The 6,899-nt window shown below is 68.3% G+C and carries 7 protein-coding genes; 3 read left to right on the forward strand and 4 right to left on the reverse strand.

Translation table 11 applies throughout. The annotated features are described in order from the left end of the window. Positions 1 to 104: 104 nt before the first annotated feature. From E1261_RS20615 to E1261_RS20630, 4 genes are read right to left on the reverse strand one after another with little or no spacing between them, the layout of a single operon-like run. Entirely contained in the window at positions 105 to 878 is a 774-nt protein-coding gene (locus E1261_RS20615; protein ID WP_132408825.1) for an energy-coupling factor ABC transporter ATP-binding protein, read from the reverse strand. After that, positions 875 to 1,633 (reverse strand): cobalt ECF transporter T component CbiQ, encoded by a 759-nt coding sequence (gene cbiQ, locus E1261_RS20620; protein WP_132408827.1) that lies wholly within the window; start codon positions 1,631 to 1,633, stop codon positions 875 to 877. Before cbiQ ends, E1261_RS20615 begins: the two co-directional genes overlap by 4 nt. Beyond that, positions 1,630 to 2,649 carry an energy-coupling factor ABC transporter permease gene (locus E1261_RS20625; protein WP_132408829.1) on the reverse strand — a complete coding sequence of 340 codons (1,020 nt, stop codon included), beginning with the start codon at positions 2,647 to 2,649 and terminating at the stop codon, positions 1,630 to 1,632. The genes cbiQ and E1261_RS20625 overlap by 4 nt, the downstream gene beginning before the upstream one ends. 44 nt (positions 2,650 to 2,693) lie before the next feature. After that, the gene (locus E1261_RS20630; RefSeq protein ID WP_132408831.1) at positions 2,694 to 4,052 is read right to left on the reverse strand and encodes a dihydrolipoyl dehydrogenase family protein; all 1,359 of its coding nucleotides are present in this window, start codon (positions 4,050 to 4,052) and stop codon (positions 2,694 to 2,696) included. Between the two features lie 281 nt (positions 4,053 to 4,333). Here E1261_RS20630 and E1261_RS20635 point away from each other — a divergent pair, with 281 nt between their 5' ends. The 3 genes from E1261_RS20635 to E1261_RS20645 all read left to right on the forward strand — a co-directional run. Next, positions 4,334 to 4,630, forward strand: coding sequence for a DUF1330 domain-containing protein (locus E1261_RS20635; protein ID WP_132408833.1), 297 nt, complete (start codon positions 4,334 to 4,336; stop codon positions 4,628 to 4,630). Between the two features lie 91 nt (positions 4,631 to 4,721). Then, positions 4,722 to 6,230 (forward strand): PstS family phosphate ABC transporter substrate-binding protein, encoded by a 1,509-nt coding sequence (locus tag E1261_RS20640; RefSeq protein ID WP_132408835.1) that lies wholly within the window; start codon positions 4,722 to 4,724, stop codon positions 6,228 to 6,230. Positions 6,231 to 6,260: 30 nt separating this feature from the next. After that, positions 6,261 to 6,899: metallophosphoesterase (locus E1261_RS20645; RefSeq protein ID WP_132408837.1), on the forward strand; the 639-nt coding region annotated here is incomplete at its 3' end.

Genomic DNA, 6,899 nt, shown 5'->3' on the forward strand with positions numbered 1-6,899 from the left:
TGGGTGCGAGGGGTGGCGACTGAAGTACTCAAAGTCACGATGGCCGACTCGCGGGTAACAGACAAGGTCTTGGTAAGAAACTGGCCGCGTATTTCTAGAGTCGGTCAGCGGCCTTCGGGGCCCGGCACCGACAGCGGGTCGAACCCGTACGGCAGCTCCAGCCGATGCGCGCTCATCAGTTCGGCGTCGCCGAGCAGGTCCCGGGTCCGGCCGTCCGCGACGATCCGGCCGCCGTCCATCAGCAGGCTCCGCTCGCACAGCTGCAGCGCGTACGGGAGGTCGTGGGTGATCATCAGCAGGGTCACGTCGAGACCCGTCAGAATGTCGGCCAGCTCGCGCCGGCTGGCCGGGTCGAGGTTGCTCGACGGCTCGTCCAGCACGAGCACCTCAGGCCGCATCGCGAGCACGGTCGCCACCGCAACCCGGCGGCGCTGGCCGTAGGACAGGTGGTGCGGCGCGAGGTCCGCGTGATCCTGCATGCCGACCTGGACCAGCGCTTCGCGTACCCGGTCGTCCAGCTCGGCGCCGCGCAGGCCGAGGTTCGCCGGTCCGAAGGCGACGTCGTCGCGCACGGTCGGCATGAACAACTGGTCGTCCGGATCCTGGAAGACCAGGCCGACCTTCCGCCGGATCACGCGCAGGTGATCGCGATGCAGACCCGTCCCGCCGATCTCGATCCGGCCACTGCCCGAGCCACCCGCGACCGAGCCGAGGATCCCGTTCAGGTGCAGGACGAGCGTGGTCTTGCCGGCGCCGTTCGGGCCGAGCAAGGCCACCCGCTCACCACGCTCGACGGTGAAATCGACGCCGTACAGGGCCTGCCGCCCGTCGGGGTAGGCGAAGACGAGACGCTCGACATGAATCGCGGGACCGCTCACAAGCCGACAACCCTAGCCGTCACCGCGACGGCGACCGCAGCCAGGGAGATCGTCAGCCCTTCCATCCATTGAGCCCGGGTCGCACCGACCTCTCCGAGCAGCGGCATCCGGCCGGTGTAACCCCGCGACTGCATCGCCAGGTGCACCCGCTCACCACGCTCGAAACTGCGGACGAACAGTGCGCCCACTCCCCCGGCGATCGCCTTCAGGTGCCCGGCTCGGCCGCCGACGTACCCGCGGGATTCGCGGGCGATCCGCATCCGGTGCAGATCATCGGAGACGACGCTGAGGTAGCGAACCATGAACGACAGGATCGCCACGAGGGTCGACGGCAATCGCAGGCGTTCGAGGCCGGCGAGCAGTTCGCGGGGACCGGTCGTGGCCGACAGCAGGATCGCGGCGATCACGCCGAGCGTGCCCTTCGCCAGGATGTTCCACGCGCCCAGCACGCCGGACTGCGACAACTGCAGGCCGAGTACGTCGACCGTCGGTCCGGTCGCCACGAACGGGAGCAGCAGCGCGAACACGATGAACGGCGTCTCCACCGCGAGCCGCCGGGAGACCACGGGCACCGGGAGTTTCGCAACCACGAGCGCCGCGACGAGCAAAGCGCCGTACAGGGCGAAGGCCCAGAAGTTGGCCGCCGGGGTCGAGACGACGGCCAGGACGAACACGAACAGGGCGACGATCTTGACCTGTGCGGGGATCCGGTGGACCTTGCTGTCGACCGCGACGAGCAGGCCGTCTCCGCTCACGACGCTTTGTTTGTGCGGAGCGAGGCGACCTTGGCGATGGCCAGGCCGAGGGCGATCGTGACCAGTACGCCGATGATGCCGGCGAGCGCACCGGAGACCTGGGCGTTGCCGATCCCGCTCACTCCGTAGTCGGCCAGCGGGCTGCCCGCGACCGCGGAGTCCTTGGCCGCGCTCTCGAAGCCGAGCTTGGCACCGACGAACTCGAGGCCGTCGGGATGCGCACTCGCCACCAGACTGACGCCACCGGCAACGACGAGCGTGATCGCGACGCCAATCCCGAGCGAGCGGCCGGCGGGCCTGGCCGCGATGGGCTTGTCCGGGGAGACCGTGGAAGTGTTGCCGTCGGCATCGACCAGGATCAGGTCGGGCTGGAGGTGGCGAGCGGCGTACACGAGGTCGGGCCGGGTCGCGACGACCGCGCCGAGGACGGCGGCCGTGATGACCGCCTCACCGATGCCGACGAGGATGTGCCAGCCGACCATCGCGGTGGCGAGCTTGCCGATCGGGATGTCGACCGCGCCGCCGATCGTGTACAGGCCGGTGAACGCCAGCGCCGCGACCGGGACGGAGACGAGCGCACCGACGGTCGCGGCCGGTACGACGCTGCCGGTGCGGCGCGGGAGGATCTGCAGCAGGGCGCGGGTGATGAAGTATCCGACGAGGACCGTGATCAGGCCCATCAGCGTGATGTTCGTACCGAGGGCGGTCAGGCCGCCGTCGGCGAACAGTAGTCCCTGCACGAGCAGCACCGTCGACATCACCAGTACGGCGGTCCACGGGCCGACGAGCGCGGCTGCCAGCGCACCACCGAGCAGGTGGCCGCTGGTGCCGGCGCCGACCGGGAAGTTCACCATCTGCACCGCGAACACGAAGGCGGCAGTCAGCCCGGCCAGCGCGGGACCGGTTTCCCGGATCTCGCGGTTGGCACGCTGCAGGCTGAAGCCGACCGCACCGGCCGCGATCAGACCGGTGGCGATGGACGTCGGCGCGTCGAAGAACCCATCAGGAACATGCACGCGGACATTCTTGATCCTGTTGCGACCGAATCGCAACAGGAGTCTCAGAGATCCTTGAGGGCATCACCGATCGCGCGGTGGAAGGTCGGGTATGCGTAGATGACCTGTTGCAGAGAGTGCACAGGTACGGCGGCATGCACGGCGATCGCGAGCGCGCTCAGCACCTCACCGCCGGTCGGACCGGCGCTGGTGGCACCGACCAGTACGCCGCGGTCCGTGTCGACGACGAGTTTGATGAAGCCCTCGTTGCCGGCCTTGTGGATCCAGCCGCGCGAGGACGACGGGATCTGCGTCAGTCCGGTCGCGATGTTCAGGCCGTGCTCGCGGGCCTGCTTCTCGGTCAGCCCGACCGCGCCGATCTCCGGATCGGTGAAGGTGACCCGCGGCATCGCGTGGTACCGCGCCAGCGGAGCATTCTGCGTACCGAGGATGTCGTGGACGGCGATGTTCGCCTGGTACATCGCGGTGTGGGTGAACGCGCCGACCCCGGTCACATCGCCGACGGCCCAGACACCGTCGGCGGCCCGGACGTGCTCGTCGACCTCGATCTTGCGGGCGTCTGCGTCGATCCCGACCTGATCCAGCCCGAGGCCCTTGATGTCGACCCGACGACCGGTTGCCACCAGCAACTTCTCGCCGGTGACCGTGCGGCCGTCGTCCAAGGTGATGGTGAACTCGTTGCCGTCGTACGCGACCTTCGACGCGTGCACGCCGGTGGTGATGGTCACGCCGTCGCGCTCGAGCGCTTCGCGAGCGAGGTCGCCGGACTCGGGCTCCTCCATCGCCAGGATCCGCTCGGCACCCTCGATCACCGTCACGGCAACCCCGAACCGCGCGAAGACCTGGGTGAGTTCGACCCCGATCGCGCCGCCGCCGAGCACGACCAGCGAGGCCGGCAGCGTCTCCACGCGAATCGCGTCCTGGTTCGTCCAGAACGGCGTACCGGCGAGGCCGTCGATCGGCGGCACCAGCGGCACCGTGCCGGTCGCGACGACGATGCCCTTCGACGCCTCGAACTCCCGGTCGCCTGCCTTCACCGTGCGCGGCCCGGTGATCGTGGCGTGCTCGCGGACGAACGTGACGCCCTTCTTCACCAGCCGGTCGACCGCGACCTGGTCGTTCCAGTTGTCAGTCGCCTCGTCGCGGATCCGCTGCGCCACCGGCGCCCAGTCCGGCTGGACGGACGCCGTACCGGCCATGCCGTCGACGCGACGGGTCTCCGCGATCAGGTTGGCGGCGCGGATCATCATCTTGCTCGGGATGCACCCGTAGTACGGGCACTCGCCGCCGACGAGCCGCGGCTCGATCCCCACCACGTTCAGCCCTGCCTCGGCCAGTCGGCCGGAGGCCTCCTCGCCACCAACACCCAGCCCGATCACGACCACGTCAACCTGTTCAGCCATGCCGCCAAATCTCGCAGATGGCGGACCGCCAACCAAGCCCAGGCCCGGCGCGTCATCACCCGGTAAGGCGGCGGGCCGGACCGCTCGTAGCCTCCCGAGTCTCGGTGCGGCTTGCTTTCGAGCGCGCTCGAAGCTTTAGCGTCGGGCCCATGACCACGACGAACGAGACGAAGACATGGATCATCACGGGCGATCCGTGAGCTCGGCCTGGCGCTGGAGACCACCGCGCTCCGGCGACGGATGAATATTTCTGATGATCAATTCCGAACACAGGAGGAACCGTGGCCAAGGGCTACTGGGTCAGCGTCTACCCCACCATCACAGACCCTGAGGGATTTGATGTCTACAACGAACTGGCCGGCGCGGCAGTCAAGGCCGCAAGCGGGCGGCTGCTCGCCGGCATCGGCAGCCGGGTTGTCGCCCACGAAGCCGGAATCGCCGAGCGCGTTGTCCTGATCGAGTTCGACAGCTTCGAACAGGCCGTCGCCACCTACGAGAGTGAGTCCTATCAGGAGGCGCTGGCCGAACTCCCCCACGGCTTCGAGCGCGACTTCCGCATCATCGAAGGCCTCGACTGAAATGGTCGACTCCCACCGGCGCGTCATCGTGCGGTAAGCGTCCGTTCACCGTCGGGCAGTAGCGTCCTGCCTTCGCTGAAGTGGGGGCACGTTGTTCGACTTCTCTGGTTTCGCGTCCGTCAATCTCGAAACCGTCATCGCTCTGATCGCACTCATCGGTACGGCGGCCGCGTGGCTAATCGACCGGTATGTCCTCCGTCGCAAGCGGCTGGTGTACCGCGTTCAGGTCGACGCGCGGATCGGGGTGTATCCGCGGGCCGACCAGACCCAGCGGATGGTGGACGTCGAGGTTCGCCACCAGGGCGCCGTCGTCACGGATCCGAGCATCGTCCTGCTCCGGCTGGACAACGCCGGCGGGATGGACATCGACCCTCAGGACATGCACGAGAAGGTGGCCTTCGCGTTCCCCGATCGCAAGATCGTCGGGCTGAAGGTGACCGAGGCGCAGCCGAGTTCGCTCGGCGAGATGCTCGAGCGGCGGCTCGCGCCGGCGAACTTCGTCGACACCAGCAAGCTCGTGCTGCCGCGGATCGCGATCAACCGGGGCGACCACTTCAAGTTCCTGCTGGTGCTGTCCGGGACCGGCCAGGGCGTCAGCCACTCGGGTTACCTGGCCGGCGGCTCGACCGGTGGCGGGGTCTACCACGAACCACGCCCGCGCGGGCCGGGCCGCCGTACGCTCACGTTCGGTGCATTGTCATTGATGCTGGTCGGAGCGCTGGTCGCGTTCTTCCTCGTCGACGTGCTGCAGCCGCCGGACGACTGCTCGTCGGGTCAGCTCCGGGTGATCGGATCGACCGCGGTGGAACCGACCATGCGCGAGTTGCGGACGGCCTATGCGACCGAGTGCACGAACGCCGACATCACCATCGCCGCGAACGGCAGCCGCAACGGCGTCCGTACTCTGGCCGAGCTCGGCCCCAAGGACGCGGAGCAGGCGAGCCGGCAGATCGCCATGTCGGACGGTCCCGCCGAGAGCGCACCCGAGCTGCGCGGCGAGCCGGTCGCCGTGGTCGTGTTCGCGGTCGCGATCAACCGGTCGGCCGATGTCAACGGTCTGAGTACGACGCAGTTGCGCGACATCTACAGCGGCAAGATCACCAACTGGAAGGTGCTCGGTGGCCGCGACCTGCCGATCCGGATGGTCAGCCGGGTCGGGCCGGACTCCGGATCGCGCCGGGTGTTCCGGGAGAAGGCGCTCGCCGGTGACCAGGAACTCGGGATCTCGTCCGACAACTGCGCCCGCGACGACGACGCGGTCGCCAAGTACCACCGCTGCGAGGTCGGTACGACGGAAGAGGTGCTCACCCGGGTCAACGAGATCGAGGGCGCGATCGGGTACGCCGAACTCGGGAGTGCCCGGAAGTATCCGCAGATCTCGATCGCGACGATCGACGGGGTCGCTCCGGACACGTTGAAGGTGGCGGACCGGTCGTACCGGTTCTGGGAGGTCGAGCACGCCTACACCTACAAGACGCCCGACCCGAAGTCGCTCACCGCGGCGTTCCTCGACTACATCGGCTCGACGCAGGCCCGTCCGGTGCTGGAGCGCGGCGGTCTGGTCCCGTGCAGCGATCTGCCGACCGGTTTCTGCGGTTAGCCGACCTGGTTCGGCAGTTAGGGTCGGGCAATGATCGTCATCGCGCATTTGAGTGACCCGCATCTGGACGGAACCGAGGTTCCTCGCGACCGCCTTCGGCGCGTGACGTCGTACCTGCGCTCATTCAGTACGCCGGTGGACGTCGTACTGGTGAGTGGGGATCTGGCTGATCACGGGTTGCCGGCCGAGTACGCCGAGCTGGCGACTGAGTTGCCGACCGATCTGCCGGTGCTCGTGCTGCCGGGGAACCACGATGTCAGCTCACCACTGCGCGTTGGGCTCGCGGACTTCCTGGACTCCCCCGGCGACAGTCACCCGATCCACCAGGTGCGCGAGGTCGCCGGCGCACGCTTCGTGCTGGTCGACACCAGCGTCCCCGGCGAGGACTACGGTCTGCTGTCTTCGGAGTCGCTGACCTGGCTGGACGCCGTACTGCGGGAGCCCTTCGACGGCCCGGTCTTCGTGGCGATGCACCACCCGCCCCTCACCATGCACCACCCGGTGATGGACCAGTGGCCGCTACTGGAGCAGCCGGCCCTCGAGGCCGTTCTCACCGGCAAGCGGATCACCGCCATCTTCACCGGCCACGTCCACAACCCGGTCATCACCGCCTTCGCCGGCCATCCTGTCCTGGGCGCTCCCGGCATCCGCTCGACAATCCCCCTCCCC

It is taken from the genome of Kribbella albertanoniae, from assembly GCF_004348455.1.
Taxonomy (GTDB): Bacteria; Actinomycetota; Actinomycetes; order Propionibacteriales; family Kribbellaceae; genus Kribbella; species Kribbella albertanoniae.